General features: G+C 36.4%; 33 protein-coding genes. 29 read left to right on the top strand and 4 right to left on the bottom strand.

Annotation, left to right across the window (positions count from 1 at the left end):
• The first annotated feature begins 2 nt into the window (after positions 1 to 2).
• The 20 genes from lgb_RS07795 to lgb_RS07700 all read left to right on the top strand — a co-directional run bounded on the left by lgb_RS07795 (position 3) and on the right by lgb_RS07700 (position 17,931).
• Positions 3 to 395, top strand: a complete 393-nt coding sequence (locus lgb_RS07795; protein WP_019291536.1) for a TcpE family conjugal transfer membrane protein — start codon at positions 3 to 5, stop codon at positions 393 to 395.
• Positions 379 to 2,874, top strand: coding sequence for an ATP-binding protein (locus lgb_RS07790; protein WP_019293385.1), 2,496 nt, complete (start codon positions 379 to 381; stop codon positions 2,872 to 2,874). The genes lgb_RS07795 and lgb_RS07790 overlap by 17 nt, the downstream gene beginning before the upstream one ends.
• Before the next feature lie 11 nt (positions 2,875 to 2,885).
• A complete protein-coding gene (locus lgb_RS07785; protein WP_064305329.1) occupies positions 2,886 to 4,679 on the top strand; it encodes a hypothetical protein in 1,794 nt (597 codons plus the stop codon).
• Entirely contained in the window at positions 4,654 to 5,706 is a 1,053-nt protein-coding gene (locus lgb_RS07780) for a phage tail tip lysozyme (RefSeq protein ID WP_064305328.1), read from the top strand. Before lgb_RS07785 ends, lgb_RS07780 begins: the two co-directional genes overlap by 26 nt.
• A complete protein-coding gene (locus tag lgb_RS07775; protein WP_019293414.1) occupies positions 5,703 to 6,203 on the top strand; it encodes an EF0163 family protein in 501 nt (166 codons plus the stop codon). The genes lgb_RS07780 and lgb_RS07775 overlap by 4 nt, the downstream gene beginning before the upstream one ends.
• 202 nt (positions 6,204 to 6,405) lie before the next feature.
• A complete protein-coding gene (locus tag lgb_RS07770) occupies positions 6,406 to 8,625 on the top strand; it encodes a BspA family leucine-rich repeat surface protein (protein WP_249663199.1) in 2,220 nt (739 codons plus the stop codon).
• 92 nt (positions 8,626 to 8,717) lie between these two features.
• On the top strand, positions 8,718 to 8,966 hold the full coding sequence (locus lgb_RS07765) for a hypothetical protein (protein ID WP_019293412.1): 249 nt from the start codon (positions 8,718 to 8,720) through the stop codon (positions 8,964 to 8,966).
• Positions 8,967 to 8,982: 16 nt separating this feature from the next.
• A complete protein-coding gene (locus tag lgb_RS07760) occupies positions 8,983 to 9,492 on the top strand; it encodes a hypothetical protein (protein ID WP_019293411.1) in 510 nt (169 codons plus the stop codon).
• Positions 9,493 to 9,503: 11 nt separating this feature from the next.
• Positions 9,504 to 9,752 (top strand): hypothetical protein, encoded by a 249-nt coding sequence (locus tag lgb_RS07755; protein WP_019293410.1) that lies wholly within the window; start codon positions 9,504 to 9,506, stop codon positions 9,750 to 9,752.
• 14 nt (positions 9,753 to 9,766) lie between these two features.
• A complete protein-coding gene (locus lgb_RS07750) occupies positions 9,767 to 9,985 on the top strand; it encodes a hypothetical protein (RefSeq protein WP_172796627.1) in 219 nt (72 codons plus the stop codon).
• A 78-nt stretch (positions 9,986 to 10,063) separates the two neighbouring features.
• Complete coding sequence (locus lgb_RS07745) at positions 10,064 to 10,282, top strand: hypothetical protein (protein ID WP_019293408.1); 219 nt, start codon at positions 10,064 to 10,066, stop codon at positions 10,280 to 10,282.
• A 60-nt stretch (positions 10,283 to 10,342) separates the two neighbouring features.
• Positions 10,343 to 11,542 carry a tyrosine-type recombinase/integrase gene (locus lgb_RS07740; RefSeq protein WP_019293407.1) on the top strand — a complete coding sequence of 400 codons (1,200 nt, stop codon included), beginning with the start codon at positions 10,343 to 10,345 and terminating at the stop codon, positions 11,540 to 11,542.
• A 146-nt stretch (positions 11,543 to 11,688) separates the two neighbouring features.
• A complete protein-coding gene (locus lgb_RS07735) occupies positions 11,689 to 12,291 on the top strand; it encodes a thymidine kinase (RefSeq protein WP_019293406.1) in 603 nt (200 codons plus the stop codon).
• 24 nt (positions 12,292 to 12,315) lie between these two features.
• Positions 12,316 to 13,389, top strand: a complete 1,074-nt coding sequence (gene prfA / locus lgb_RS07730; RefSeq protein WP_019293405.1) for a peptide chain release factor 1 — start codon at positions 12,316 to 12,318, stop codon at positions 13,387 to 13,389.
• The gene (locus lgb_RS07725) at positions 13,389 to 13,925 is read left to right on the top strand and encodes a hypothetical protein (protein WP_019293404.1); all 537 of its coding nucleotides are present in this window, start codon (positions 13,389 to 13,391) and stop codon (positions 13,923 to 13,925) included. Before prfA ends, lgb_RS07725 begins: the two co-directional genes overlap by 1 nt.
• A 27-nt stretch (positions 13,926 to 13,952) precedes the next feature.
• Positions 13,953 to 14,765: a peptide chain release factor N(5)-glutamine methyltransferase gene (gene prmC, locus lgb_RS07720; RefSeq protein ID WP_019293403.1), complete on the top strand. Its 813-nt coding sequence runs from the start codon at positions 13,953 to 13,955 to the stop codon at positions 14,763 to 14,765.
• Positions 14,766 to 15,194, top strand: a complete 429-nt coding sequence (locus lgb_RS07715; protein WP_019293402.1) for a GNAT family N-acetyltransferase — start codon at positions 14,766 to 14,768, stop codon at positions 15,192 to 15,194.
• Between the two features lies 1 nt (position 15,195).
• A complete protein-coding gene (locus lgb_RS07710) occupies positions 15,196 to 15,798 on the top strand; it encodes an L-threonylcarbamoyladenylate synthase (protein ID WP_019293401.1) in 603 nt (200 codons plus the stop codon).
• 114 nt (positions 15,799 to 15,912) lie between these two features.
• Positions 15,913 to 17,154, top strand: coding sequence for a serine hydroxymethyltransferase (gene glyA / locus lgb_RS07705; RefSeq protein WP_019293400.1), 1,242 nt, complete (start codon positions 15,913 to 15,915; stop codon positions 17,152 to 17,154).
• 165 nt (positions 17,155 to 17,319) lie between these two features.
• Entirely contained in the window at positions 17,320 to 17,931 is a 612-nt protein-coding gene (locus tag lgb_RS07700) for a lysozyme family protein (protein ID WP_019293399.1), read from the top strand.
• A 43-nt stretch (positions 17,932 to 17,974) separates the two neighbouring features.
• On the opposite strand, the gene lgb_RS07695 is transcribed toward lgb_RS07700, so the two are convergent.
• On the bottom strand, positions 17,975 to 18,250 hold the full coding sequence (locus lgb_RS07695; protein WP_019293398.1) for an acylphosphatase: 276 nt from the start codon (positions 18,248 to 18,250) through the stop codon (positions 17,975 to 17,977).
• A gap of 61 nt (positions 18,251 to 18,311) precedes the next feature.
• On the opposite strand from lgb_RS07695, the gene lgb_RS07690 reads away from it, so the two are divergent.
• Positions 18,312 to 19,040 (top strand): TrmH family RNA methyltransferase, encoded by a 729-nt coding sequence (locus lgb_RS07690; RefSeq protein ID WP_019293397.1) that lies wholly within the window; start codon positions 18,312 to 18,314, stop codon positions 19,038 to 19,040.
• A 28-nt stretch (positions 19,041 to 19,068) separates the two neighbouring features.
• On the opposite strand, the gene lgb_RS07685 is transcribed toward lgb_RS07690, so the two are convergent.
• Complete coding sequence (locus lgb_RS07685; RefSeq protein ID WP_019293396.1) at positions 19,069 to 19,512, bottom strand: flavodoxin; 444 nt, start codon at positions 19,510 to 19,512, stop codon at positions 19,069 to 19,071.
• A 159-nt stretch (positions 19,513 to 19,671) separates the two neighbouring features.
• Between lgb_RS07685 and lgb_RS07680 the strand changes: the two genes are divergently transcribed.
• Both lgb_RS07680 and lgb_RS07675 read left to right on the top strand, forming a co-directional pair.
• On the top strand, positions 19,672 to 20,529 hold the full coding sequence (locus tag lgb_RS07680) for a methionyl aminopeptidase (protein ID WP_019293395.1): 858 nt from the start codon (positions 19,672 to 19,674) through the stop codon (positions 20,527 to 20,529).
• Positions 20,530 to 20,580: 51 nt separating this feature from the next.
• Positions 20,581 to 21,483: a YihY/virulence factor BrkB family protein gene (locus lgb_RS07675; RefSeq protein WP_003134316.1), complete on the top strand. Its 903-nt coding sequence runs from the start codon at positions 20,581 to 20,583 to the stop codon at positions 21,481 to 21,483.
• A gap of 40 nt (positions 21,484 to 21,523) precedes the next feature.
• Here the strand turns inward: lgb_RS07675 and lgb_RS07670 are convergent, their stop codons facing one another.
• Together lgb_RS07670 and arr are read right to left on the bottom strand one after the other, a co-directional pair.
• Positions 21,524 to 21,979: a GtrA family protein gene (locus lgb_RS07670; RefSeq protein WP_003134318.1), complete on the bottom strand. Its 456-nt coding sequence runs from the start codon at positions 21,977 to 21,979 to the stop codon at positions 21,524 to 21,526.
• A 293-nt stretch (positions 21,980 to 22,272) separates the two neighbouring features.
• Entirely contained in the window at positions 22,273 to 22,686 is a 414-nt protein-coding gene (gene arr, locus lgb_RS07665) for an NAD(+)--rifampin ADP-ribosyltransferase (RefSeq protein ID WP_019293393.1), read from the bottom strand.
• A 190-nt stretch (positions 22,687 to 22,876) separates the two neighbouring features.
• Here arr and lgb_RS07660 point away from each other — a divergent pair, with 190 nt between their 5' ends.
• The 6 genes from lgb_RS07660 (at position 22,877) to lgb_RS07635 (ending at position 26,647) form a co-directional block, all read left to right on the top strand.
• On the top strand, positions 22,877 to 23,056 hold the full coding sequence (locus lgb_RS07660) for a hypothetical protein (protein ID WP_014025241.1): 180 nt from the start codon (positions 22,877 to 22,879) through the stop codon (positions 23,054 to 23,056).
• Between the two features lie 175 nt (positions 23,057 to 23,231).
• On the top strand, positions 23,232 to 24,155 hold the full coding sequence (gene hprK / locus lgb_RS07655; RefSeq protein ID WP_019293392.1) for an HPr(Ser) kinase/phosphatase: 924 nt from the start codon (positions 23,232 to 23,234) through the stop codon (positions 24,153 to 24,155).
• A 33-nt stretch (positions 24,156 to 24,188) separates the two neighbouring features.
• Complete coding sequence (gene lgt, locus lgb_RS07650; protein WP_207781790.1) at positions 24,189 to 24,950, top strand: prolipoprotein diacylglyceryl transferase; 762 nt, start codon at positions 24,189 to 24,191, stop codon at positions 24,948 to 24,950.
• A gap of 133 nt (positions 24,951 to 25,083) precedes the next feature.
• The gene (locus tag lgb_RS07645) at positions 25,084 to 25,437 is read left to right on the top strand and encodes a hypothetical protein (RefSeq protein WP_019293390.1); all 354 of its coding nucleotides are present in this window, start codon (positions 25,084 to 25,086) and stop codon (positions 25,435 to 25,437) included.
• Between the two features lie 183 nt (positions 25,438 to 25,620).
• On the top strand, positions 25,621 to 26,046 hold the full coding sequence (locus lgb_RS07640) for a DUF948 domain-containing protein (protein WP_003134326.1): 426 nt from the start codon (positions 25,621 to 25,623) through the stop codon (positions 26,044 to 26,046).
• A gap of 1 nt (position 26,047) precedes the next feature.
• Positions 26,048 to 26,647 carry a YtxH domain-containing protein gene (locus lgb_RS07635; protein ID WP_019293389.1) on the top strand — a complete coding sequence of 200 codons (600 nt, stop codon included), beginning with the start codon at positions 26,048 to 26,050 and terminating at the stop codon, positions 26,645 to 26,647.
• Positions 26,648 to 26,680 lie beyond the last annotated feature (33 nt).

Raw genomic sequence — 26,680 nt, 5'->3', positions numbered from 1 at the left:
TTATGGAAAACAGAAAATATAACTTTAAGAGAGCATTGGAACAACCTATTTGGGTTCAAAAAATAACAGACACTTTTTCATTTAATAATCCTCATAAACTTTCATTGTTCATCTACTGTGGAGTGTTATATTTTTTGTTTGTCCAAATGTTAAATCCGTTGCTGTTATTTTTGCCGTGGGGGGTACGATATGTACTTATATATGGGAGCCTCTCCTTAAAAGGAGGGCAGATATTTTCAGATTTAAAAATAGATGGAAAGACATTCATAGTTTACATTTATGACCGACTTTCAGAGTTTATACAATTCGGTATTTATGATGAAGGCTATTTTTATAAGGGAAAATTTTATAAAAGGAAACAAGAGAAGGAGTATTTAGATGAAATTGAAAAATGATATTGTAGCAATCTACAATAACTTAGCACTTAAGGATAATGGAGAAGTTGTGGCATTCTATGAAGTCCCTTCCTCCGTTGTTTCTCAGGTAGACCAAGATGAAAGAATAAAATCTATTGGTGTTACATCAGATAGCCTAGCTACACTGTATGCTCAAAAACAATTCAATATTCTAAATCTTCCTTTTCCGCTAGATCTGCTTCCTAAATTCGAGATATTATCGCAAGACTTTGCAGAGGACGCAGAAGATTTAGCTTATGAAATTTCAAACATTATGTTGAATAAATTAGATATGGAGTTTGAAGACAAGTTTGAGTATAAGTCTTTTGTGGTTGTTCCTCTTAAAAATAAAATTATTGCAAAAGATATTCGGAAAGCCTTTAAAATGGCTTTTTATGATTTTAAAGAACAAACTCTACGTGTATTAAATCTTAAGACAGATTTTGATTTAGACTGGTTTGAAGAGTATCAACGTTTAAACCTCAATATGGAGCGAAATTTAGCCTACTTATCTGCTGAACCATTAACAAAATTGCAAACGGCTATTATACTTAAACACCCTTATACAAGGGGGCTTGATTTAAGACTTGAATTTGAAGGTGCAAAAGTTCTTAACTCTATTGAAAATATAGATGATAGGGAAGTCAAATTTGAAGGTGGGGTTGCTATTTTAGAACGAGGTGAGTACAAATCCTACTCAAAAACTTTGCCTGTTGCTTATTATCCAAATAATGTTGAAGGGCTTTATTTATTAGATTTTCTAAAAACCTTTATCTTTCCTATTGAAACAAATTTCCATGTTGCCTTTTCAAACATGAAGGGGATGACTTCGATAGCTTCTAAGGGAAGAAGGGCAAGTAAAAACTTGAAAAATACAATGGTGGAAGCCTATGAACAGGACTCAACACAGAAGAGTTCTGTTACTGACTCAAAGGATATGTTAGATGTTATGGAAGACCAAGTTGATGCAAGAGAACTCTTTGTTGAATTTAACTGTTTGATGACTATTTCTGCTCGAAGTCTGGAAGAGTTAGAAAATAGAGAAAATCAACTGATTGAACGTTTGTCTGCCTTTGAAATTGAGGTGTCCACTGGCGGAGGTGAACAGATTGCCTTGTTCTTTAGAAACAGACCAACGGACTTTTTATCAATTACGGATAAAAACTACCGTCAACCTGCTACACTAGAAACATTTTGTGAACATCTCTTTTTCGTTGATACACGTTTGGGGGAGTCTGTCGGCTTTTATATTGGTCGTATAGATAATCAAATTGCTTCATGGAGAGGAGATTATAAAAAAGCACTCGCAAATTCTTCTAATTTGATTTTTTCAAATTTATTTTTAGCAAACAAGCTAGATATTAAGGGAAAAACAACGAATAATAGTCACGTGGCTGTAGTTGGTGAAACAGGTTCGGGTAAATCATTCTTTACAAAAGAACAGTTTCTTTATTCTTCTTTACTTAAATCAGAAGTTCTATACATTGACCCTAAAATGGAAATGAGAAGACAGTTCCAACAGGTCAAAAAGGAGTTCTTGCAAGATGAAAACCCTAGTAAGTTAAGGAAGGCACTCATAAAATATATTGATTTGATTAATTTTGTAACTTTGAATGCAGAAGATAAAAATAATCAAGGGGTGCTTGATCCTTTAGTTTTCTTGATGGACGATACAGCGTGTTATGATTTGGCTGAAAATATCATAGATGAACTGGCAGATGTTTCTCAAGATTTCTTGACATCCTTTAAAAATGCAATGGATATTTTCTTAGCGAAACGTTCTGCAGGTGAAAGAGTCGGTTTAAAACATGTCTTTGATTATCTCGTTGAGCATGGAGATAAAGAAGTGAAGTCTACAGCTCAATTTTTATTATCTATGTCTGATGGTACTTTAGTATCGCTTGTTTTCTCTTATGGTCAAAATAGGTCAGTTAGTTTGAAAGAACGTATTACTATTTTAGAAATTTCAGGTTTGGATTTGCCAAGTAAGGGTGATATACCAACTTCTTATCAGAAAAAATCACTCGCTGTCATGTATGCATTAGGTTATTTCTGTACAGAATTTGGTAAGAAAGACCGTAATGTAGAAACAGTTGAATTCTTTGATGAAGCATGGTTCTTTAATTCTAGTGACATTGGGCGGGGGATATTAAAACGTATGAAGCGTGTTGGTCGTTCTGAAAATAATACACTCTTCTATATTACGCAATCTATCAATGATATTGTAACGGAAGATGACACAACTTCTTTTGGGAAAGTGTTTGCCTTTTTAGAAAAATCAGAAGTAGAAGATGTTTTAAAATATCTAAAAATACCAATTAATGAAACAACTTTGCTTTGGATGTCAAATATGACAATGGGACAATGTATCTATCTTGATGTATTTTCTCGAGTTGCACGTATGACTGTAGATGGACTACATGAAGACATAATGAAACTCTATGACACAGTGAATACAACGTTGAAATCTGTATCTTAAGGGAGGAAGATATGAAAATAAAAATTAAGTTGGCTTTAATAAGCTTTTTCTTTTTGCTTTCACCAACAGCTGCATTTGCGGATACCACAACTGATTTTAATAATTTCACCTCCTATGCTTTTACAGGAGATAGTAAATTTAATATCAGTGAAGCAATTGCAGCTCTGATACATACTTTCATTCAAGGTTTATTCTTTCCAGTTCAAAAAATATATGATTTTGTATCTATTGTGAAAACAAGTTTAGAGGGTCAAGATTTAATTAATACTTGGTCTTCAGTAATCTTTGATAGTAGTAAAACTTTATATACGCAATTGTTTAATTCAGGACTGATTTATGCAATTGCAGGAGGGCTTGTTTGCTATTTAATGTGGGGGTTCGTAAAAGGTGTTTTTGGTCAAATTGTGATGAAAGTATTAATCTTACTTTTAACAAGTGCTTCCTTTTTTGCGTTTGGTCCTACAATCGTAAAAAATCTCAACACTAATTTAGCACAGGTCAATAAAGAAATAGTAAGTTCGGTAAATATTGCAGGAGTAGAAAAAACTTCGGCAGATGACACCTTAGATATTCTATTAATGAAGCCGTTCATAGCTCTTAACTTTGATAGTCAAGAACAAGCTTTGAAGGATGATCGCTATAAAACTTTACTAGAAAAACATGAAGATGAAGACTTGAAAAAGTATGAAAAAGAATGGAAAGACAAGCACCTAGGATCTAGTTCATTTGGTGATAAGTTTTGTACAGTTATTGGAGCGTTACTCAATGCCCTTTTATATGGTACATTGCTTCTTGGTTTTTCAATCGGTTCATTTGCTTTACAATTGGTTGTTCTTCTCTTGCTGTTTTTAGGAGCATTTGCAGCCATTCTTTCATTGTTTCCTACGTTTGAGAAAGTTTTAGGAAATCTAATCAAAGAAATTTTTACTGTTTTAGTTCTTTCGATACTTTTAACCTCTGCTTCATCTATTATGTTTATCTTTGATGGATTGCTTACTGGGGTGCTAGTCAAAGTCAATATAAATGATTACTTCTTTACAGTGATTTTAAAATTCCTGATTTATTACTTAATGTACCGTTATCGCCGTAAAATTGGCAAAATCTTTGAAAGCTCAGGTATTAGTGCAAATCTAAATTCAAAATTGAATAAAGGTAGACGGATAATTTCTAACTCAGGACAAGCTCTTAAAAAAACTGCGCCAGTTGGACTTGCAATGTCAGCAGGTGGTATGGCTTTAGCTTCAACAGCCAAAAATGTGAAGTCAGCACCTTATAAAGTGATGAATGCAACTCGTAATAAAGCTCAAAACAGAGATAACAAGAAGTTAGAAAATCCAAGAGATAGTGAAGAATTCAATAAAGCTAATGCTTCTTCATTGTTAAATCGTAATGCGGATGAAAAACGTTTATCTAAAATTGATAAAAAATTAAATGGCGAAAATAAAGGGATGTCTGCTATTAAAAATGCTTATGCGAATAGTAATCCTGAATATAAGAAAAAACTTCTAGCCAAGAAGAAGCGTACGAATAATCAATTAGAGCAACGTAAGTTAATGGTTGAAAAACGTTTAGGTAACTATACTCAATCGAAAAATGAGGATGAAATTAAACGTAAGAGTGATGAAAAACTTCAAGAAGAACGTTTGAAGGCTCGTAGAAGAGCAAAAGAAAAACTGGAAATGCAACGTGAAATGTTGAGAAGAGCTACGGAACGTAAAAAGGCGCAGAAGAAGCAGACAACTAGTGAACGAGTGCAAAGGAGAATGACTAAATATAATTATGATAAAGAAAAAAATAAAGTTTAAAATTTTTCTTTGGTTGAGTCCTCTCATTGCTGTTGTGGGTGTCTTTATAAGCTTTTTCATGATTTTAGCTCTTCTTGTAGGTGCTAAAGTTGAGGACGGCGGAGATATTGATATATCAGGTAACGGTACACCTCCAGTTACAGGACAAGCTCTACAGGTTGCTACACAAACTTATGAGCATTTGATGAAGGAGCATAAGTTTACTTCAGCAGGGGCTTCAGGGGCTTTAGCAGTTGGTCAGCGTGAGAGTATGTTTGACCCACAAGCTATTAATCCAGCGGGAGGTGTCGCAGGTCTTTTTCAATGGTCGGGTTGGGGAAGCTTTATTAATGGTGACCGTATTCATTCTGAGGGATCAATACAAGGTATGGACTTGTCAACTTTAACACTTGAGAATGAATTTAAACTCATGGATAAAGAGCTTAACGGTTCTTACTCAAAAGTGAAAGCACTATTGAGTAAAACTAAAGACCCAGTCCAAGGTGCTAAAGATTGGTCACAATATTATGAGGGAGTTAGTCTTAGTGATGGGCAGACTAACCTTGAAATGATTTCTCAACTTGCTAATCAGTGGTATGCTTATTTTAATGGCTCAGGTTCATCAGGTGGTGATATAAAATTACTTAATGATATTTTGGGCAAAAAAGTAGGAACAGGACAGTGTTATGCTTTATCTGATTACTATGTGAACAGTATCAGTGGTTTTCATCTTCAAGGTCTTTGTGCTTTTAATATTGGCTCAGATAATTTTAGTGCTTTTACTTCTCATGGTTGGAAAGTTATTATGAAGCCAAAATCGAGTGACCTTGTAGCAGGTGCAGTTGTCAATTGGGGTTTTGGTGCTGTGGCAGGTTCAGCAAGTGAAAATCCTTACGGACACACAGGAGTGATTGGTAGTGTAAAAGGTAACAATTTTACTACTTATGAGCAAAACGTAGGCGGTGTTCAAATCGTTCAGAAAATGAATCGTATGTGGGATAGCAGTATCACAAGTATTGCAATTCCACCTCAAGGAGATAAAAAGTGAAAAAAAGAATACTTATATTAATACTTGTTGTGTTGGCTGTTGTCTTTCTTGTTCCTAAAAATAAACAGGAAGGTAAGGAGAATTCTTTGCCTGAAGGCAAACAAGATATTACTGCTCAAAGCTCTTCAACTGACCTAACCTCTTCAAGTTCTGAAATTGCTTTAGAAAATACATCTGATCCAAAAGATGTGATTAATAATTTTATTAAGAGTTACTATAATTATTCCTCAGAGAGTGAGCGCAATCAAACAACTAAAGAATTCTGTAATGAAGCAGCACAAAAGAAATTACATTTAGTTGAGCCAGAAAAAGATATAAAAATGAGTTCACAGATTACTTCATCAGAGATTTATAGTGGTGGGCAATATGATTACTTGGTTTTAGTGTCTTATACAATTAATGATAATCAAGTTGTACCACAGGTATTGAAAATATATGTAGAAACGGCAGGGGACAGCTATAAAATTAGTGAAGTGCAGTTCCCATTAATGAATTAGGAGGTTATTTTGAACACAAATAGAATAAGAGATGGGTCAATTCCCCATTATTTTAACTGGATAATAAACCCAATATTTGATAGTTAGATTTGTTTTCTTCTTTCTTTTGACTATAAAAACATAAAAAAAGGGTAATAAAAGGGTGGTGGTATCTCCTGTTTTGTGTGTGTTTTGTGATTGGATTATAATGTAGTATGTATATATGGATAAAAAAGAAAAGACAATCAGATATAGAATTATAACAGGAACGCAGTTATTACTTGTTAGTTTACTTACAACTTCAACAATTTTACCAAGTATCACTGCTACAGTGTCCGCTTCGACCAAAGAAATTAATGTTTCACAAAGCATTGATACGAGCCAAGAAGAACTAGAGAATAGCACAGAAGAATATAAAAATAGAGAAACTTTATCAACAGAAGAAAATGATGCAAGAGATACCACTACTCTTATTACTTCTGAGAGTGTAAAAACGCAAGACAATAATACCAATGATATTGAGAAAATAACACGAGAATCGGATGACATTGCATCAGGGGCATTGGGGACTTCTGAATGGAGAATTGATTCCGAAGGAACGCTTCATATTGGTGGAGGTGTTCTAGAGAGTGCGGGTGATTTCCCAGAATGGGGAGAGTTTGCTGATCAAATAGAAAAAATAATATTTGATGAAAAAGTAACTGGTGGGGCATCGCTTAAGAAGTTATTTTCAGGTCTCTATACAGTTGTAAGTATTGAAGGGTTATCGAATTTTGATACCTCAAATGTAACAGATATGTCTGAAATGTTTAGTGCCATGGAGTCTTTGACTAGTTTAAATACTTCAAGTCTGAATACATCAAATGTAACAGACATGTCACACATGTTTGATGGAAGTTATTCCCTTGAAAAACTTGATCTATCGAATTTTGATACTTCAAATGTAACAGACATGTCTGGAATGTTCATGGGGATGGGATCATTACAAGAATTATTTATTTCAAATTTCAAAACTTCAAAAGTTACTTCAATGAAAGCTATGTTTATGGGGGGCGATGAATTAGCTCATTTAGATGTATCGAATTTTGATACATCTAATGTAACGGATATGTCAAATATGTTTGAAGGAGTTTATGTATTAGCAGATATAGAGGTTTCAAATTTTAATACCTCAAATGTAAATGATATGCACAGCATGTTTGCTCAAATGGAATCACTACGAACTTTAGATTTATCAAATTTTAATACCTCAAATGTAGAGGATATGTCAAGTATGTTTGCTGGGCAATATTCGCTAAATAAACTAATTTTAGGACCTTCATTCAAATTTGTTGGAGGAATAGAACCTGAAATAGAAAAAATTACTTCTCAAGGCTATACAGGAAAATGGATTAATGTCTCATCGGGTACAGTTAATAAGCCTTTAGGGAAAAATATATGGGACTCTGATGAGTTGATGTTAAATTATAATGGAACAACAGATGCGGATACATATGTTTGGCAAAGAGAAACTATTCCGGCTGAGAATGTGATAGTAAAATATAATGATGAAAATAATAATTCAATAGCTGATGAAGTAATCTTAACAGGTAATATTGGTGAAGAGTACACCAGCTCCAAGAAAGATATTGAGGGGTATAATTTTAAAAAGATTAAAGATGATAACGCAACAGGTATTTTTAGTGATCAACCTCAAGAAGTAGTTTATATTTATGAAGTAGAAAAGAATCACTTATCTGTTGTTGTCCATGATTCAGAGTTAACCATAGGCGATGTATGGTCTGCAGAAGATAACTTTGATTACGCACTTGATAAAGACGGCAAGCCTGTAGAATTCAAAGATATCACAGTGACAGGCGAAGTAGATACGTCAAAAGCTGGTACGTATGACATAATCTACAGCTATGATGGTATGAAGTTCATAGCTACAGTTACAGTATTAGAAGGTGAAGCGGAACAAGATCTAGCACATATTACTATACATGACTCTGAATTAAAATTAGGAGATGAGTGGTCGCCAGAAGATAATTTTGATGAAGCAACCTCATTTGATGGCAAAGATGAAAATTTCTCTGACATCATTGTAGAAGGCAATGTCGATACTACAAAACCAGGGACTTATGAAGTGACTTACTCCATCCCAGAGGAACATTGGGGTAGGGGATTATTAGAAGGACATCATACAGCTACAGCTAAAATAGTTGTGACTGAGGAAAATAATGATGGTGGCGGAGACTCTAATCCTAAAGAAGAGGAAGCAGCTACCGATAAGGATAACTCATCAAGTGCTAAGGATACATCAAGAGAAAGCAATACCCAAAGTACCAAAAAATTACCAAAAACAGGGGAGCACACTTCTGCTCTAATCTTTATGTTAGGCATCGCCTTACTAGTATTAGGATCAATTTTTAGTGTATTACATATTAAGAAAAACAAAAAGTAACCACTATTATAGAAAAAAAGACTTGTCTCAATTAAAAGACAAGTCTTTTTTTTATTTGGTGGAGAACATTTAAATTAAGGAATAGAGAAGATATGAATGTAAAAGAAATGCGCCGATTGGCGCTTATTGATTTGAAAAATAAGAAGTTTGTGCCAGATAGTATGTGGGAAGGAGAACGGACGTGGGTGGGTATTTATGCTCGACCAGTCGGAACACCTAAGTATGGGGGCGATCCCGATAATGAAGAAGAAGCACAAGCTATGGACGGTAAAGATTATTCAGAATGGTTTGAATGGTATCTAGAAGATTTATTGGAGTTGCAAAAGCAATACCCACAATAGAATTAGGGAGTGTTTTATGGATTTAACACGGCTTCGTAATCAAGTAAAGAATGCAGAAAGTCAATGGAACATGAAGTATATTGCCTTTGATAAACGGTTAAGAGAAATTGAACATGAATTATCTCTACCGCCTTATGCGAGACTATCTGATGTCATTCAATGGTGCGAGAAATTGATTACTTATGAACGAAAAATTGAACTTATGCGCCAGTCGACTATGACATTATCGAATGAAGCATGGGCAAAATTGGAACAAAATATAGTTGCTTATCAAAGTAAAGACGATAGAGCAATTACTATTATGTCTGAGTTTGTGAGCTTCTTAGTGAACTTGGATAAAAAATATAGTCAACGTTTGGAAGTTTTTTTAAATTTCTTAGATAACTGTGTTCGCTACGTGAGAGGTTATACGGAAGATTTAGAGAAAAATGGTCTTTCAATAAATTCTACATTACAGAAAGCAAGGCAGCTAGGGTCTATGCATTGGATTAATGGAAAGTCTTATCAACTGAAATTGGAGGTTTAAAGATAGGGATTATGAAACAACTTACAGAAGAAAATAAAAATGTACTCAATAATATTGCTTATTCTATCACTCGTTTGAGTGGACAATTTGAAAAGTCTTATGAATTTTTGACACGAGGTAAAAGTGCTTTTAATAAATTGGTTCGTCAAGCAGAGGAAATTCTTGGCGAGGAGATTGTTTGGGATTGTACTGGTCGTGGTTTTTGTGAAGAAAGTTTAGATAATGCATCTTCTGCAATTTGGAGAATTATTGACCGATGAAATTGGAGGGGAAAATGATTGTTTACAGATTGAGAGGAAATAGATTTGTGAGCTTGTACTGTTCAGATGTACCTGAGAGGTCTATTTATCCTGAATATGATTATGTGTCTTTTTCATTAGATAAAAACTTTAATTATACAGGAGGGGCGATAGCCTACTGTAAAAGTGAGATAATAGAGAAATTTATTATCAAAAGGGATAAGGAGGGGAAAGTTGTAAGACAAGAGTTATAATAGTTAAAATAAAATCGGTGAATATTAAGGGTGGGAGAAATCTCGCCCTTGTTTTTTTGTATGTATTAAGGGGGAAGGATGAGTAGAACAGGAATAACCGTGGATAAGAAGATGATTGATGCTGAAGGTATTTCAAACTTTTATTCTATAAAGGTTTCTACCGCTAGAAATAAAATTTATGAAATGAAAAAAGATAAACGATTTATGCAAGGGGATTATTTCAGAATGAGCGGACGTGTATGGTTTCCGGCATTTGATGAATTTTTAAAAATAAAAGACGAGGAAAAATACAGATAAAAATGATATAATAAGTATGATTTTTATTCTGCACTTTTCCCAAAAGAAAAGGTAGGAAATATGAAAGTTGAAGATATAAAAGTAGGAAGTTTATGGTCAGAATCTCGGAAAAACAAGTTCCTCTGGCGTATGAGATACTTCAATATAGTTACAAAATCTGAGGATAAAGTTTCTGTAACTTTGACATCTAATTCAAATCAAGCTAAAACAAAAGCTAGAAAAATATTGTTAAGAAAGGCTAAGCGAAAAATTGAACAAAGTGAATTAAATATATTAAATTCGAGTTTAAATATTAATTCCTTAACTTTTTCTTCTGTGGCTAATTTATGGTTAAATGATTGTAGCAGAAGGCTAAAGCCATCAACCTTAAATAATAGGCGAAAACAAATAAAACGTTTTGCTGATGAATTTGGAGACCAGGAAATGTCACAATTTACAACTTTCCAAATTCAGGTATTTTTTAATAGTTTGAATTTAAAATCAGGTACAGTAAAAGGTTATTTTTTAACTTGTAAATCTATTTTTGATTTTGCAAAGAGAATGGAGATTATTTCTAAAGACCCTACATTGAATGTGAAATTAAGTCTTTCCAAAAAAACTTTGGAAGATATAAAAAAGCAGAATCGAAAACTGTTTACAGTGGAAGATTTAGCTAAGGTATTAAATAGGATGAGAAGTTCTGAAAATCCTCGCACGTACTTTATAGCTCTAACTATTGAATTTCTGTTTTTAACAGGTTTAAGATACTGTGAATTAGCTGCGTTAAAAGAAGAAAATTATGACCGCACAAGACGTATAATTAAAGTGGAAACTAACTTAGATTATACTAAGGGTGTGACGAAACATACTCATACCACGACTAAAACATTATCTTCTTATAGGGAAGTTGATCTCAATGATAGAGCGATCGAAATTATCGAAGAGTATCTCAAAGCTAATCATGACAATACTTATGTAGGTTATAAAAATCATGGATACATTTTTTGTACTCGTTCAGGTCAACCACATAATATTGGCCATCTAAATCGATCTTTTAAGTATTATGGAAAAGCAACGGGACTAGATAAGCAATTCTCTTGCCATTGTATGCGCCACTCTCATATTTCATTATTAGCAGAAATGGGAATAAACCAAAAAGTGGTGATGCAAAGAGTTGGTCACGCAACATCTACTATTACCAATAATATATATACTCATGTCACACCTAATATGTCTAAAGAATTAAACCAAAAAATGAATAGAATTAACAAAATTTCTTAAGCAAATTTGGTGGGCAAAAAAGTGGGCAGAAATGAATGAAAAATAGTGATAATTAATGATATTATTATCGAAAATAAAATAATAATATTACTGGAAAATGCTATTAAATAAGGCTTTTAAGCCATTTTTATAAAGGGGAAAGAAAATTGGCACAATTGTACTTCAAATATGGCAGTATGAATTCAGGCAAAAGTATCGAAATCTTGAAAGTTGCCCATAATTATGAAGAACAGGGAAAACCTGTTTTGATTATGACTTCTAGTTTAGATACACGTGCCGGTGTTGGTATAGTTGCAAGTCGTATTGGTATGAGTAGCGAAGCTGTAGCGATTGACGATACCATGAATGTCTATGAATATATCGAAAGCTTGCCAATAAGGCCTTTTTGTGTGTTGATTGATGAAGCTCAATTTCTTAATAAACAAAATATTTATGATTTGGCACGTGTGGTTGATGATTTAAATGTCCCTGTGATGGCTTTTGGCTTAAAAAATGATTTCAGAAATGAACTTTTTGAAGGCTCAAAATACTTATTGCTTCTGGCTGATAAAATCGAAGAAATTAAAACGATTTGCTGGTATTGCAGTAAAAAAGCAACGATGGTTTTACGCATGGTTGAAGGCGAACCTGTCTATGAAGGCGAGCAACTTCAGATTGGTGGTAATGAGAGTTATATTCCAGTGTGCCGTAAGCACTATTTTCACCCTTTGAAAAAGATGGATAGTAATCGTATAAAAGAAGAGATATAAAAAAGAAGTAAGGAAAAATAAAAAATGTTTGATCAACTTGAAACGATGGTAGGACGATATGAGGAGCTGGGCGAATTACTCAGTGATCCACAGGTTGTCAATGATACAAAGCGCTTTATGGAACTTTCACGTGAAGAAGCGAATCTGCGAGATACTGTAGCTACTTATAATGAATATAAAAAAGTGCTTAAAACTATTTCTGACAGTGAAGAAATGCTTGGTGAAGGTGGCCTTGATGAGGACATGAAAGAAATGCTCAAAGAGGAGCTTTCAGAAGCAAAAGCAGCTAAAGAAGAACTGGAAGAAAAGATTAAAATTCTCTTGCTTCCTAAAGACCCAAATGATGATAAAAATATCATCTTAGAAATTCGCGGCGCAGCAGGTGGTGATGAAGCAGCTCTTTTCGCTGGCGATTTGCTAAATATGTACCAACATTATGCAGAGTCACAAGGTTGGAAATTTGAAATCATGGAAGCCAGTGTGACAAGCATTGGGGGTTATAAAGAAGTTTCAGCTCTTGTTTCGGGAACTTCTGTTTACAGCAAACTAAAATATGAATCTGGCGCTCACCGCGTCCAGCGCGTGCCATCAACAGAAACACAAGGTCGTGTACATACTTCAACAGCAACAGTTCTTGTCATGCCTGAAGTTGAAGAATTCGAGATGAAAATTGAGCAAAAAGATCTCCGTGTTGATATCTACCATGCCTCAGGTGCCGGTGGACAAAATGTCAACAAAGTTGCGACAGCTGTACGTATGGTTCACTTGCCTACAGGTATCAAAGTTGAAATGCAAGAAGAACGTACACAACAAAAAAACCGTGACAAAGCCATCAAATTGCTTAATACGAAAGTATTTGACTACTATCAACAAATCGAGATGGATAAGCAAAATGCCGAACGTAAGTCCACTGTCGGAACAGGTGATCGCTCAGAACGTATCCGTACTTACAATTTCCCCCAAAACCGTGTGACAGATCACCGTATCGGACTAACTTTACAAAAATTGGATACCATCCTTTCAGGTAAAATGGATGAAGTCATTGATGCACTTGTGGTTTATGATCAAACGGAAAAATTGGCGGAGCTTAACAAGTAATGACCGAATTTCAATTTGAAGGATTTAATATTCGACTGCGCGCAGAAGAGCAAAGATGTATGGAAACGGCAAAGAGAGTGAAGGACATTGAGACAAAAGTCCTTATCTTTGAAGTTAGTAACCAAGAAACGCACTTTGATTTGCTCTATTGCCAAGCAATTAACCAAGATTATTGGATCACCATTGAAAATGTTGAGAGTCCTTCAAAGCATCTTCAGAGATTGGATAGGCGTGTACGGATGAGCATTGACTTTTATAAGGACAATGCTTATTGTCGTCTTTGGCAAGAGCTCAAAGAAGGAGACAATTGGAGCAAACGTAAAAAGGTTCTTTCTCTTACAGAATTTGGCAAATACAACAGTCAATCAGTGACGGAAATAATGAAAAGCTTTGATGCATTGGCTCTAGGAAGATTGGAAAATATTGTCAATGAGAAAAATAGGACACGGAATGAAAATGGTGTCCTTTTTGCAAAAGATAATCTGAAAATCCCCATCATCATTTATTTATTGGGGCGTGTTTTCCCTCTCCTTTAAAATGAGAGGAAAGTGAGGAAAGAAAAAATGTTATGGATTGAGGCTGTGCGCCAATTATCTCAAGATTTGGAAGAGCCTTTCGCTCTGGAATTCGTCTGGAGAAATTTACACGAGATTACAAAATTACAGTGGTTAAATTTACAAAGAGAAACGATTTCAGATACGGATTTAGCTGCACTTACATCTGTCGCGCAGCGTTTAAAAAATAATGAACCGCCACAATATATTGTGGGATGGGCTGAATTCTGTGATTTAAAACTTGCTGTGGATGAGCGTGTTCTGATTCCACGTCCAGAAACAGAAGAGCTGGTACAGATGATTCTCGCTGAAAATGAGCAAGATAAACGCGCGGTTTTAGATATTGGTACAGGATCGGGAGCTATTGCTCTAGCGCTCGCTCAGAAAAGAAAACAGTGGGACATTACCGCATCGGATCTTTCAGAAAAAGCACTTGAACTTGCTCAATTGAATGCAAAAACACATCAACTTTCTCTTAATTTCATTCTCTCTGATGTCTTTGAAAATATCCCAGGTCAGTACGATATTATTGTCTCCAACCCTCCCTATATTGCCTTTGATGAAACATATGAAATGGATCAATCCGTCATTCGCTTTGAACCGGATAGTGCACTCTTTGCTGAAAAGCAAGGACTGGCAATTTATCAGAAAATTGCTGAAGCAGCTCACCAATTTTTAAAGCCACAAGGAAAAATATATTTAGAAATTGGGTATAAACAAGGTCAAGCAGTGAAAGACTTGTTTGAGAAGGCTTTTCCTGCTAAAAAAGTATGTGTGCACCGTGATATTTTTGAAAAAGATCGTATGATAAGTGTGACATAGATGGAAATAAAACGTATAGAAGTAAAGAAAGAGAGCTATCTCCCTTTACTTCTTTTAGCTGATGATCACGAGCATATTATGAGCTATCTTGCAAAAGGTGAACTTTTTGTGCTGATGGATCAGTCCGAAGTCAGGGCAGTATGTGTAGTTAGCCCGACTCTCGAAATTGAAAATCTAGCTGTGGCTACGGAAGCACAAGGTCAAGGCTATGGGAGAGCGCTTCTAAAACCCCTTTTTGAAACGTACAAGGGCCAAGGTGTCATGACCGTTGGGACAGACGATATATCGGGGAATGTTCTTTTCTATGAAGCTTGTGGTTTTACATACACCCATAAGATAAAAAATTATTTTATTGACCATTATAGTTTTCCGATTTACGAAGATGGAAAACGACTTAAAGATAAATGCTACTTAAGAAAGGAGCTATAAAATGACAGTTGAAAAAGCAATAGCAGCTTTAAAAGCAGGAGAATTGGCAGTACTACCGACAGAAACAGTTTACGGCATTTTTGCGGATGCAACCAACGAAGCAGCGGTGCAAAAACTTTATGCTGTAAAAGGACGTCCTGTTGAAAAAGCGTTGAATATGAACGTAGCAGATTACGACACAATTTTAAAATTTTCAGTACATCAACCTGCTTACCTTGAAAAACTCGTGAAAACTTTTCTACCTGGACCCTTGACAATTATTTTAGAAGCAAGTCCGGAAGTTCCCGAGTGGATACATGTGGGGAAAACTACTGTTGGATTCCGAATGCCTTCAATTCCAGCCACACAAGAAGTAATTAAAGCTTTAGGGGTTTTAGTTGGTCCATCTGCTAATCTTACGGGCTCACCAAGTCCACGTTTCTATGAGGATTTAACATCTGCTATCCTTGATAAAGCAGCTGTTGCACTTCAAGATGACAGTATTTATGGTTTAGATACAACGATTTTGGATCTCTCTGGTGAAAAGCCCAAAATTTTACGTCAAGGGGCAATTACAGCGCAAGAACTTCTTGATGCGGTTCCAGAATTATCTGAAATTGTCTGAACAAATAATTTGGTTCGGCACTTTGCTTTAGATATAATGGAAGATGTACAAAAGCTACCCACGCAAAAAGAAAAGTGCTTGAGGTAAGCAACGTATAAGGCAAAGGAGACATACATGGAAATTTATAATTTTGAAGCGTTTGATCCAGAACTTTGGGCTGCTATTCATGCCGAAGAAGTTCGACAACAAGAAACAATTGAGTTAATTGCCTCAGAAAATATCGTATCCCCAGCGGTACGTGCAGCTCAGGGATCTGTCTTAACAAATAAATACGCAGAAGGTTATCCGGAAAAGCGTTATTACGGCGGGACAGAAGCTGTAGATGTGGTGGAAAACTTGGCCATCGAGCGCGCCAAAGAACTCTTCCATGCAGACTTTGCTAATGTGCAGCCACATTCTGGCTCACAAGCCAATGCAGCAGCTTACATGGCACTGATTGAGCCCGGAGATACTGTACTAGGTATGGACTTGAATTCTGGTGGTCATTTGACTCATGGTTCTCAAGTCAACTTCTCAGGCAAGATGTATAATTTTGTTTCTTACGGTCTTAATCCAGAAACAGAGTTGCTTGATTTTGACGAAATTGCAGAACAAGCTGAAAAGCATCGCCCAGCACTTATTGTTGCTGGAGCATCAGCTTATTCGCGTATTATTGATTTTTCAAAATTCCGTGAGATTGCAGACCGTGTTGGTGCAAAATTGATGGTAGACATGGCTCATATTGCTGGTCTTGTGGCTACAGGTCACCATCCAAGTCCTTTCCCTTATGCAGATGTAGTAACTTCTACAACACATAAAACATTACGTGGTCCACGTGGTGGTCTCATTTTGACAAATGATGCGGAGCTAGCTAAAAAAATCAACAGCGCTATCTTCCCAGGTTTACAAGGCGGTCCTTTAGAGCATGTCATTGCTGCTAAAGCAGTTGCTTTTAAAGAAGCCTTGTCACCAGATTTTTCAATCTATATTGATCAAGTAGTGAAAAATACAGCAGCTATGGCTGATGAATTTAGCAGAGCCGGTTTACACGTTATCTCAGATGGTACAGACAACCATCTATTCCTCGTCAAAGTAACAGAGCTTGGCATTAACGGTAAAGAAGCACAAAATCTCCTTGATACTGTTAACATCACCCTCAATAAAAACTCTGTTCCTGGTGAGGAGCTTAGTCCTTTTAAAACAAGTGGTGTGCGTATAGGTGCAGCGGCAATCACTAGCCGCGGTATGAAAGAAGAAGAAAGTCGTAAGATTGCACAAGCAATTATTAAAGCATTATCAAATAAAGATGATGAATTTGCCCTTCAAGAGGTTCGCCAATTTGCATTAGATTTGACAAAAGGGTTTCCTTTAGTCTAGAATATAAGTACGACTTTTTTAACAAAATTTCCACCACCGAATAAAAATGAACAGTGATAAGTAAATAAAGGTGGAAATGCTAGAGAAGTTTTTAACATGAGATGGCATATAATAACAACTGGAATTGAGACATGAGCCGTCGAAAAAATGATTAGGAATAGATAAATGTTGAAAATTTTGAAGCTATTCATCAAGCTTGCGCTACTGGCAGCAGTGGTCGGAGCATGTTTTTACGTGCACAGAACTTATAGAAACGTAAAAAATGTGATGCAATATGAAAAATCGGTTGATGCAACCTTGAAAGCTCAAGGCTTAGAGGGCGATACAAAGCTTGCATTGGCTATTATTTATACAGAGACAAAAGGAAATGCTGCGGATGTTATGCAGTCAAGCGAGAGTTTGAATGGCAATCAAAATAGTATTTCAGATGAAGATAAAAGTATTGCGCAAGGTGTTTCCAATCTTTGTAAAGTTTTAGAGTACGCTGAAGATAAAAAAGTTGATATTTGGACAGGAGTTCAAGCATATAACTTTGGTCAAGCATATATAGATTATGTTGCGAAAAACGGTGGAAAAAATAATTTAGAACTGGCTGAAAAGTATTCACGTACAGTTGTAGCACCTAGCTTGGGAAACACCACGAGTGCAACCTATTATCATGTAACGGTCGATTCTTTAATGAATAGCGGAGGGAAGCTCTACGTTAACGGGGGAAATATGTACTATGCCAATGAAGTCAAATGGCATTTGATGCTTCTTAATCTTTTTAACTGGTAAACCAAAAAAGGCCTGTTTAAGACAGTCTTTTTTTGGTTGTTCATTAATATTTAATATCGAAATTTTTAAAGTCCGGGAATTCGTCTGGATAGGTTTCGAGTTTTGTGATTGAAGCAAAAGGAGTGGGGCCTTTCCGAAGTTTATCTTCGAAGTCTGACAAAGCTTTCTGACTATCAGACTGGACATAAAGCCCCACAGTGCCATCAGAATTATTCCATACGCGTCCTTTGAGTTTGAGTTGCCGTGCGATTTGGACTGTACCATAACGGAAACCAACACCTTGTACCTGTCCATGAGCAATCATTTTAACCTTATACATACTTACACCTCCTTATAGGAAAATAAAAATCTTCATGTATTCTATGTTATAATTATAGCAAATGGAAATTATTACAGCAAAAGACAATAAAAAAATAAAAGAAGCACGTAAGCTGCTGACAAAGAAAAAATATCGCAAAAATTCTTATCTTATTGAGGGCTTTCATTTGCTAGAAGAAGCTGTCAATTCGGGAGCGAAAATTTTACAAATCTTTGTGGAAGAAAACAAATATCACCAAGTTGCACATCTGGAAGAAGTTATCGCAGTGAGTTCAGAAGTTCTTAAAAGCCTATCGGATGCTGGAACACCGCAAGGTGTTGTCGCTGAGGTAGCTTTCGAAGAAGTGAAAGTTGAGTTGAAGAACGGTAAGTACTTAGTACTTGAAAATGTCCAAGATCCTGGCAATGTCGGGACGATGATTCGGACAGCTGATGCTGCAGGATTTTCAGCAGTACTTTGTCTCGGAGATACGGCAGATATTTATGCTCCAAAAGTGATGCGAAGTATGCAAGGGAGTAACTTTCACATTCCTATTTTGTCTGTGGCAGATTTTACGGAATTGCAAAAAGCGCACATTCCTCTTTATGTTACCACTTTATCTAACCAGTCCATCAGTCATAAAGAACTTGTAGCAGAAAAGGATTTTGCCTTAGTTATGGGGAATGAAGGCGCAGGTGTCTCTGCTCAGGCAGTCGCGGCGGCCGATAAACTTGTCCATATAGAGATGCCTGGACGTGCAGAGTCTTTGAATGTCGCCGTTGCGGCGGGAATTTTGATGTTTAGTCTATAAAAAAACTGCTCATGAGCAGTTTTTTCTTTTATTGAACTTTGGACGCTAATGTTTCCGCAAAAGCCTCAAGATTTGTAATATCTTCATCTTCAGCATTCAAGTCAACTTTGACAGATTCTGCCCCTTTTTCAGCTCCAGTAAGTGCAAATTGTTCCTCAAACATGTCGACACAAATACAGAAATCATCATAGAAAGTATCACCTGAACCACAGACACCGAAAGTTTTTCCAGAAAGATCAACATCTTGCAAGTCTTCATAGAAATCTACGATTTCATCTGGCAATTCACCATCACCATAAGTATAAGTGGCAACGATACAGAGATCGGCATCTTCGAATTCGTCAGCGTCAACTGAAGTACATTCGTCCAAATCTACATCAAGACCTAAATCTTCCAATTTATCAGCGACAATTTCCGCGATTTCTTGCGTATTGCCGGTCATACTTGCATAAACTACTTTTGCTAAAGCCATTTTTTGCTCCCTTGTGAAATTTATATAACAAAATTATATCAAGAAATTCCAGAAAAATCAGCTCCTGTGCATTTTTCGGGGCTTTCTACCACAGTATTTTTATGATAAAATAGGATTATCATTGCGATTAAAGAAATATTTAGAAGAAGGTAAAAAATAGTGATTACATTAAAATCTCAACGTGAAATAGATCAAATGGATCGTGCCGGCTCTTTGTTGGCAAGTATCCACATCGGTTTGCGTGATTTGATAAAACCAGGTATCGACATGTGGGAAATCGAAGAGTATGTACGAAAAGTATGTAAAGAAAATAATACTCTTCCTCTCCAAATCGGTGTAGATGGTTCAATTATGGATTATCCTTATGCCACATGTTGTTCATTGAACGATGAGGTTGCGCATAGTTTCCCTCGTCACATGAAATTAAAAGATGGCGATCTTATCAAAGTAGATATGGTTTTGGGCATGGTTGAAGATGGTTCTGTCGATGTTTCAAAACTTGATTTTGATAATGTTCCTGAGATGAAGAAATATACCGAGGGTTTCAGCGGAGCTATTGCAGATAGCTGCTGGGCTTATGCTGTAGGCACACCATCAGAAGAAGTTAAAAATCTTATGGATGTGACACGTGAGTGTCTCTATCTTGGAATCGAACAAGCTGTCGTTGGTAACCGTATCGGGGACATTGGAGCAGCTATTCAAGAACATGCAGAAAGTCGTGGTTATGGCGTAGTTCGTGACCTTGTCGGACATGGCATGGGCCCAACCTTCCACGAAGATCCACTTGTGCCTCATTACGGAAAAGCTGGACGTGGTTTACGTTTGCGTGAGGGTATGGTTTTGACCGTTGAACCAATGATTTCGACAGGAACTTGGGAAATTGATACGGATATGGAAACAGGCTGGATGCATAAGACATTGGATGGTGGTTTATCATGTCAATATGAACATCAGTTTGTCATTACCAAAGATGGTCCAGTAATTTTGACAAGCCAAGGAGAAGAAGGCACTTACTAATAAGTTTCTCCTATTTATTAAGACGTAAAAATGAAAGGAGGAGAAGACCAGATGAAAGCTCTTTTTCAACGTGTGTCGTCTTGGCAAACTTTGAAGGACTTTATGAACTTTTATAAAAGTTCAGAGATGTCCTTATCAAGTATTGCTGTGGCTTATTACTTGCTTTTATCCATTTTCCCGCTACTTTTAATTTTTGCCAACATTCTCCCCTTCTTAAATCTTGATATTGATATGATTTTGGATGTGCTTCATGATCAGATTCCGGATCAGATTTATGATATGAGTGTTGGATTTATCCGAAATGTCTTGGAAAATCCCAATACAGGATTACTTTCGATTTCCGTTTTGGCTGGTTTCTGGACATTTTCCCGTGCACTTGCGACCTTACAGATGGCTATGAATAAAGCTTATGAGGTTTCAGAACATCGAGACTTCATTCTCAGCCGAATTATTGGTTTAGTTGTTGGCTTAGGGCTTATGGTTATGCTCTCTTTAACTATTTTAATTTCAACATTTGGTCAGGTGATTTTGACCTATGTGCATGAGAACCTCTTTGCCTTTGATGATCGACTGTACCGGACTTTGCAAACAGCTACCTTACCAGTTGTCATCATTGTTGTGCTTATTTCTTTGATTTTACTATACTTTGTCTTACCCAATGTCAAAATACATAAACTCCGCTATATTATGCCGGGGACCATTTTCTCTACCTTGGTCCTTGTGGCACTGCCTCATTTTTTTGGGGCCTATTTAAGTCGAGCTTTAGGGCAAATGCGTGACTTTAAACTGGTTGGTTCCTTGCTTATTTTTGGTTTAATGATTTGGTTTATTTTTATTGCTAAAGTTATTATCATCGGAGCAGTATTCAATGCTACTTATCAGAAAAAGTCCTTTGGTCAAATCGAAACCCGACGTGGTGAGATTGTTGCATTTATTAAAGAAATTAGAAAATAAAAAAACGATCTGTTTTGGCAGACGTTTTTTTATTATACATTTATACTTTCGCTTTTTTACGGAAAACAATAAATTTAGAATAGAAGTAGTTCAAGACAATATTCAATACTTGGATTGCCAGTGAAAGGGCAAGAACAACTACTGGTTTTTTCAAGTGCAAGAGATCCATCAAAATTTCTGGATGACTATCAATAAACCACCACTTCAGAACGATGGCCAAAAGCATGAAGAATAAACGTCCGGCAGCAAAGTTAAGGAAATCACGGAAAATGTGCGTAGATTTATGCTTGAAAACCCAAATTTTATTGGTAAAGAAAGCGAAGATAATACTAACAATTTGTCCGATAGCCTCTGAAATCGCCCCAGCGTTTATTCCAGGGTGATTAAGCAGGTAAAAGCTTGACTGCATAAAGACGTAATAGACAAGGGTCGTCAAGACACCGAAGACGAGATAAGTGAAAGCTTCAGTCTTAGCAAAGTTTTTAATTTTTTCCATAGCACCTCATTTTACCAAATTTGTAGTTTTTTTGCTAGATGATATAGGAGAATAAGATTCAGTTGTCTTAGATTTTTAAGGCTTTAATCTTATTAACTTTTAGTTTATCTCCGTTTGTGGTAAAAGTCCAGCGTTTCTTGAAGGCATCACGTGTCATATTGTTCCCTTTAATGATATGCTGTGTATTGAGTTCAATAAGAAAATCAATAGCTACAAATGAAATATCTATTTCAAACTGAGAGCTATCTTTTTGCTTTAACCCGCTTTAAAATTTAGTTGGATGTAAGTGGGATTTAATTAATGATAGTTGATTTATTGTTTGTAGTACGTGCAGCTATTTTTTCACGTAAACTATCAATCTTATCTTGAGGTTGCTGCACCCAATCGGTCACCTCAGCAATTATTTTTAGGGGTGCAGTAGAGCGATAAGAACGAGTTGGGTTACCAGGAAATTTTTTATCGGTCACATTGGGATCATTTTCATAAGGGCCTGTTGGTTCCACCAGATAGACATGCGGTACCTCAGCTTTTCCAGCAGCGATTTGTGCAGCAAAGCCAGCGCCATCTTTTAAAGCTGTAAAATAGATATGATTCATAGTCACACGTGAATCATAATTAGAGGCAAAACCCGCCCTTAAATAATCCCCTATTTTAAGTTTGGCTTTCGTCCCATGGTAGAAAGGACCTTCATCATGTACTTTTTCCATCAAGTAATCTTCTTTCTAAAATTGATCTCAAAGCTGCTGATGTGCTATGATCATAATGTATTATACAGTATCCCCAAACTTTTTTCTATCAGGAAGCGAAGTAAAAAACTATTGTAAAGAAAGTTACGTTGTGATGGAAATTTCGTTTAGCATATTTGACCTCAGTTCTTGGGTATGATATAGTTAATCTATGTTAAAATCACGATTTTACTCTTTTATACTTGGAACAATCATTGAAGCATGGATTTTTTCCATCGCCTTTTTCCAGGCCCAATGGTTTTGGTTCTTTATTGCAAGCTTCCTTTTAGGTCGCAGAATTTACGTGGCTTATAAAGTAGACAAGTTTGTAAAACTCAGCAAAATCAAATAATGGATAACATCCATTATTTTTTTTACTATTTTTAGCTCTAAGATGAACCAGTATGCCAAGTTATACTTTAGCTATCAAACTGGAATAAAATATTACACTTTTCTAGCCTAAGCAAAAAGGATTATTATCTATATTTTGATATAATAAGGGGAGAAAATGACAAGAGGAGACATATATGACAGTCACAGTGCAAGATCTCATCAAAAAAATCAAGTTTAATGTTATCTACTCGACAGAAACAGCACTTCAAAAAGAAATTACCACCTCAGATATTTTACGCCCCGGTTTGGAAATGTCTGGTTATTTTGAATACTTTACGCCTGAACGGATACAACTTTTCGGGATGAAGGAATGGTCCTACATGATGAACGAGGTAGGCGATGCGCGTTATGATATTCTTAAAAAAGTAATGACAGAGATAACTCCTGTCGTTATCGTGGCACGTAATCTTGAAATTCCGGAAGAGATGGTGAATGCTGCACGTAAGCATGATATTGTCTTATTGCAATCACGTGAGACAACTAGCCGTCTGAACAGTATTCTGACCTCTTACTTAGATGAAGAGTTGGCAGAGCGTGTCAGTGTACACGGTGTGCTGATGGATATTTATGGTGTTGGGGTTTTGATTCAGGGAGCAAGTGGAATCGGGAAATCAGAAACGGCTTTGGACTTGGTGGCGCGTAACCACCGACTTGTAGCTGATGATCGTGTTGATGTTTTCCAAAGAGATGCCTTTACTTTAGCAGGGGAACCTGCGCCAGTCTTACAAAATTTCTTGGAACTTCGCGGTGTCGGGATTATTGATGTGATGAGCTTGTACGGTGCGCGTGCAGTCAAAGATCAGACGGATATTGATTTAACAATCTATCTTGAGCCTTACGAAGTTGGGGGCGAATTTGACCGTTTGGGCAATGGTGTGAAAAATATTATCCTCGCCGATGTTGAAGTGCCACAGATTAAGATTCCTGTCAAAACAGGGCGTAATGTTTCGACTATCATTGAAGCTGCTGTGATGAACTACCGTGCCAAAGATATGGGCTATGATGCAACAGCGCTTTTTGAAGATCGTTTGACACATTTAATCGAAAACAATAGCTAAGGAGTTAAAGTGAACAATTTTCCATATTTAGCAATGAATAAGATTGCTTTAGAGTTGGGCCCTTTTTCCATTCATTGGTATGCGATTTTTATTGTGACAGGGGCTGCTCTCGGTGTCTGGCTAGCGTGTAAGGAAGCACCACGGCGAGGTTTGACCTCAGATGATGTGATTGACTTTATCTTGTGGGCTTTCCCCGTCGGACTTATCGGTGTCCGGGCCTACTATGTTGCTTTTCAATGGGATTATTATAGCCAACATCCAAGTGAAATTATCGCTCTTTGGGACGGCGGTGGTGCCATTTATGGCGGACTGATTGCAGGAGCAATTGTCCTGTTTGTCTTTTCTTATTATCGGATGATTAATCCTCTGGATTTACTAGATGTGAGTATTCCGGGTGTACTTATTGGTCAAGCTTTTGGACGTTGGGGAAATTTTGTCAATCAGGAAGCTTATGGCGATGCGGTAAACAACTTAAATTATCTGCCGACCTTTATTCGGGAGCAGATGTTTATTGATGGAGCTTATCGAATACCTACTTTCCTCTATGAAAGTATCGGAACCTTTTCAGGTTTCCTCCTCATTATGATTTTCCGTCATCGTATTCCAGGGCTCAAGCGTGGGGAAATCTTTGCTTTCTACCTTATCTGGTATGGGGCAGTACGCTTTATTGTAGAAGGCATGCGGACAGACAGTCTGATGTGGGGAGCATTCCGCGTATCACAGGTCTTCTCAGCTTTAATGATTATTGCAGGGATAGCGTTTGTGCTTATCAGACGTTTAAAAAAAATTGACTAAGAAAAGAATGTAAAAGTGTATCTTTTGTAGCAAGGCAAAAGATGCATTTTTTTATTACATTACAAAAAAGTAAGTTTAACTTCAGGGCAGTACGCGTAAAATAGAGGTATTAAGAGGAGAAGAGGAGCGAAAAATGAAACGTACACTTGCACTTGTGACAACTGTTGGACTCATCACATTTGGTATTTTTAATATACTCCATCAGCAAACGAGGACCGTCCGTACCATTCCCTCAGATACTCTCAACATCCACAAAACAACTGTCTCACTGAAAAAGACAAATAAAGATGCGCTTAACATTTATACCCCAAATATAACAAAACGAAGCGTTTCACTAGATAAAGATAAATTGTTTGACGAAAGAGGACAAAAAGAAGCACCTATACAAAAAGCCAAGAATTCCGAAAAATTTTACAGCAAAAGCTACACTTTCATCACTGAGCTTGTCAAAGAAGCTGGCAATCTCTCACATAAACTTTTACGGTAAGGACGAGTTTTTTCTGAGGAAAGAATAAAAAAGGGATAAAGCTAAAAATCCTCCAAAACGCTGGTACGAGTGCCCTAAATACCGAGGTGAAATTTATGTGCCAAATTAGTTTATAAAAAATATTAATTTTGCTATAATAAAGTAAAATTACCGTTTGAATTTAAGCGGTTTCGGAGGTGAAGTATGGGAGAAATTAGTGTACAAAATATAGCCTGGCTGATCATTGCAATTGCTTTTGCAGCTTTGGTTATCTTCTTAATTGTACTTTTAGTTAAAGTTTCAAAAGTTGTTGAGGAAGCCAATCGTACGGTGAAACTCGTTTCTAGTGATGTCGATGTTTTGCTTCACCAAGCGGATGGCTTGATGGCAAAAGCCAATGTTCTTTTAGACGATGTTAATGGAAAAGTTGCAACAATTGACCCTCTCTTCGTTGCAGTAGCAGAGCTTTCAGAGAGCGTTACTGCGGTGAATAAGAGCAGTCGCGACATGGTTGAACGTTTCTCAAGAAAATCGGGAACCGTGGGTCGTTCAGCTTCAACCTTAGTATTGGCTAAAACAGCAAATAAATTTATGAAGAAGAACAAGAAAAAGAAAGTGGAGGATAAATAATATGTCTAAAAAATCAGGATTTTTAGCAGGAGCTTTGATTGGTGCCGCTGCAGCTTTGTTTTTCGCCCCTAAAAAAGGAAGCGAAATGCGTGAAGATGCGAGCAAGATGTACGACGACTTTAAAGATGATCCAGAAGCCGCATTGAACAACTTACGCGATTTTTCGACAGAAAAATTCAATGATATTAAAGAACGTTTTGAATCAGGAGAAATTTCTGCAGACTCAGCAAAAGATTATTTGACAAGCAAACGTGATCTGATTAAAGAAAAAGTTGACTCAGGTGAACTTTCAAAAGACTCTGTTATCGAATTTTTCAATAGTACACGTGATGCGATTGTTGATAAAATCAATCAAGCCAAAGAAGGCACCGAAGAACTTTTCGATGAAAACGAATCAGAAATTACTGACGAAGTAGTGGAAAAAACTGCTGAGTTTAAAGAAAAGTTGGATGACAGTGCGGATGCTGTAGCAGATAAGGTTGAAGATGTTAAAGAAGATGCTGCAGAAGTAGTGGAAGATAATGTTGACTTTGGTAAAATTTCTGAAGAAGCTGAAGAGCTTGAAAAAAAAGCTAAAGACCTCTCAGGTACAGAGTGGTAAAAGAGATACTGTCTACGGGCAGTTTTTCTTTTT

Source organism: Lactococcus petauri (assembly GCF_023499275.1).
Classification (GTDB): domain Bacteria; phylum Bacillota; class Bacilli; order Lactobacillales; family Streptococcaceae; genus Lactococcus; species Lactococcus petauri.
This window is presented reverse-complemented; position numbering and strand designations above follow the sequence as displayed.

What these genes read in the sequence shown, in the direction of transcription:
- lgb_RS07795 (WP_019291536.1), top strand. Translation starts at nt 3, where the DNA reads ATGGAAAACAGAAAATATAACTTTAAGAGAGCATTGGAACAACCTATT.
- lgb_RS07790 (WP_019293385.1), top strand. Translation starts at nt 379, where the DNA reads ATGAAATTGAAAAATGATATTGTAGCAATCTACAATAACTTAGCACTT.
- lgb_RS07785 (WP_064305329.1), top strand. Translation starts at nt 2,886, where the DNA reads ATGAAAATAAAAATTAAGTTGGCTTTAATAAGCTTTTTCTTTTTGCTT.
- lgb_RS07780 (WP_064305328.1), top strand. Translation starts at nt 4,654, where the DNA reads ATGATAAAGAAAAAAATAAAGTTTAAAATTTTTCTTTGGTTGAGTCCT.
- lgb_RS07770 (WP_249663199.1), top strand. Translation starts at nt 6,406, where the DNA reads ATGGATAAAAAAGAAAAGACAATCAGATATAGAATTATAACAGGAACG.
- lgb_RS07765 (WP_019293412.1), top strand. Translation starts at nt 8,718, where the DNA reads ATGAATGTAAAAGAAATGCGCCGATTGGCGCTTATTGATTTGAAAAAT.
- lgb_RS07760 (WP_019293411.1), top strand. Translation starts at nt 8,983, where the DNA reads ATGGATTTAACACGGCTTCGTAATCAAGTAAAGAATGCAGAAAGTCAA.
- lgb_RS07755 (WP_019293410.1), top strand. Translation starts at nt 9,504, where the DNA reads ATGAAACAACTTACAGAAGAAAATAAAAATGTACTCAATAATATTGCT.
- lgb_RS07750 (WP_172796627.1), top strand. Translation starts at nt 9,767, where the DNA reads ATGATTGTTTACAGATTGAGAGGAAATAGATTTGTGAGCTTGTACTGT.
- lgb_RS07745 (WP_019293408.1), top strand. Translation starts at nt 10,064, where the DNA reads ATGAGTAGAACAGGAATAACCGTGGATAAGAAGATGATTGATGCTGAA.
- lgb_RS07740 (WP_019293407.1), top strand. Translation starts at nt 10,343, where the DNA reads ATGAAAGTTGAAGATATAAAAGTAGGAAGTTTATGGTCAGAATCTCGG.
- prfA (WP_019293405.1), top strand. Translation starts at nt 12,316, where the DNA reads ATGTTTGATCAACTTGAAACGATGGTAGGACGATATGAGGAGCTGGGC.
- lgb_RS07725 (WP_019293404.1), top strand. Translation starts at nt 13,389, where the DNA reads ATGACCGAATTTCAATTTGAAGGATTTAATATTCGACTGCGCGCAGAA.
- prmC (WP_019293403.1), top strand. Translation starts at nt 13,953, where the DNA reads ATGTTATGGATTGAGGCTGTGCGCCAATTATCTCAAGATTTGGAAGAG.
- lgb_RS07715 (WP_019293402.1), top strand. Translation starts at nt 14,766, where the DNA reads ATGGAAATAAAACGTATAGAAGTAAAGAAAGAGAGCTATCTCCCTTTA.
- lgb_RS07710 (WP_019293401.1), top strand. Translation starts at nt 15,196, where the DNA reads ATGACAGTTGAAAAAGCAATAGCAGCTTTAAAAGCAGGAGAATTGGCA.
- glyA (WP_019293400.1), top strand. Translation starts at nt 15,913, where the DNA reads ATGGAAATTTATAATTTTGAAGCGTTTGATCCAGAACTTTGGGCTGCT.
- lgb_RS07700 (WP_019293399.1), top strand. Translation starts at nt 17,320, where the DNA reads ATGTTGAAAATTTTGAAGCTATTCATCAAGCTTGCGCTACTGGCAGCA.
- lgb_RS07695 (WP_019293398.1), bottom strand. Translation starts at nt 18,250, where the DNA reads ATGTATAAGGTTAAAATGATTGCTCATGGACAGGTACAAGGTGTTGGT.
- lgb_RS07690 (WP_019293397.1), top strand. Translation starts at nt 18,312, where the DNA reads ATGGAAATTATTACAGCAAAAGACAATAAAAAAATAAAAGAAGCACGT.
- lgb_RS07685 (WP_019293396.1), bottom strand. Translation starts at nt 19,512, where the DNA reads ATGGCTTTAGCAAAAGTAGTTTATGCAAGTATGACCGGCAATACGCAA.
- lgb_RS07675 (WP_003134316.1), top strand. Translation starts at nt 20,581, where the DNA reads ATGAAAGCTCTTTTTCAACGTGTGTCGTCTTGGCAAACTTTGAAGGAC.
- lgb_RS07670 (WP_003134318.1), bottom strand. Translation starts at nt 21,979, where the DNA reads ATGGAAAAAATTAAAAACTTTGCTAAGACTGAAGCTTTCACTTATCTC.
- arr (WP_019293393.1), bottom strand. Translation starts at nt 22,686, where the DNA reads ATGGAAAAAGTACATGATGAAGGTCCTTTCTACCATGGGACGAAAGCC.
- lgb_RS07660 (WP_014025241.1), top strand. Translation starts at nt 22,877, where the DNA reads ATGTTAAAATCACGATTTTACTCTTTTATACTTGGAACAATCATTGAA.
- hprK (WP_019293392.1), top strand. Translation starts at nt 23,232, where the DNA reads ATGACAGTCACAGTGCAAGATCTCATCAAAAAAATCAAGTTTAATGTT.
- lgt (WP_207781790.1), top strand. Translation starts at nt 24,189, where the DNA reads ATGAATAAGATTGCTTTAGAGTTGGGCCCTTTTTCCATTCATTGGTAT.
- lgb_RS07645 (WP_019293390.1), top strand. Translation starts at nt 25,084, where the DNA reads ATGAAACGTACACTTGCACTTGTGACAACTGTTGGACTCATCACATTT.
- lgb_RS07640 (WP_003134326.1), top strand. Translation starts at nt 25,621, where the DNA reads ATGGGAGAAATTAGTGTACAAAATATAGCCTGGCTGATCATTGCAATT.
- lgb_RS07635 (WP_019293389.1), top strand. Translation starts at nt 26,048, where the DNA reads ATGTCTAAAAAATCAGGATTTTTAGCAGGAGCTTTGATTGGTGCCGCT.